The sequence below is a fragment of the Dysgonomonas termitidis genome, assembly GCF_042654545.1.
GTDB lineage: Bacteria > Bacteroidota > Bacteroidia > Bacteroidales > Dysgonomonadaceae > Dysgonomonas > Dysgonomonas termitidis.
Genome location: NZ_JBHSGN010000159.1, coordinates 1 through 505, shown reverse-complemented (window position 1 = coordinate 505; position 505 = coordinate 1). Strand labels below are relative to the sequence as shown.

Genomic DNA, 505 nt, shown 5'->3' with positions numbered 1-505 from the left:
CGGAACGCCGATACGTGTCATCCTGCTGAAAGCCCGGCAATGGGGCGGTTCCACGCTGATACAGTTGTATATGTTCTGGATACAACTGGTACATAAAAAGAACTGGAACAGCGTTATCTGCGCCCACCTGAAAGACGCATCCATCACCATACGCGCCATGTTCGAAAGGTCGGTCAAGAATATGATGCCCGTAGGCGGGGTAATACACACGATAAGGAGCTATGAGAAGACACAGAATATAAAGGAAGTACCCGAAAGGGGTTGCCTGATTACCGTAGGTACGGCGGAAGAGCCGGATTCGGTACGCTCGCAGGATGCGAAAATGGCCCACTTCTCGGAAATTGCCTTTTACCCGAATACGGAGAAGAATAAGACGGAAGACCTCGTAACTTCCATTGTCGGGTCGATACCAAGGGAGCCCCTGACACTGGTCGCCTTTGAAAGTACGGCCAACGGCGTGGGGGATTTCTTTTATAACGAATGCGAAAAAGCGAAGAAAGAATCG

Annotated in this window: 1 pseudogene; it reads left to right on the top strand. The window is 50.5% G+C overall.

Going from position 1 to position 505, the window contains the following annotated elements:
* Positions 1-505 (top strand): annotated as a pseudogene (locus ACFO6W_RS24360) (hypothetical protein); the annotation flags it as partial.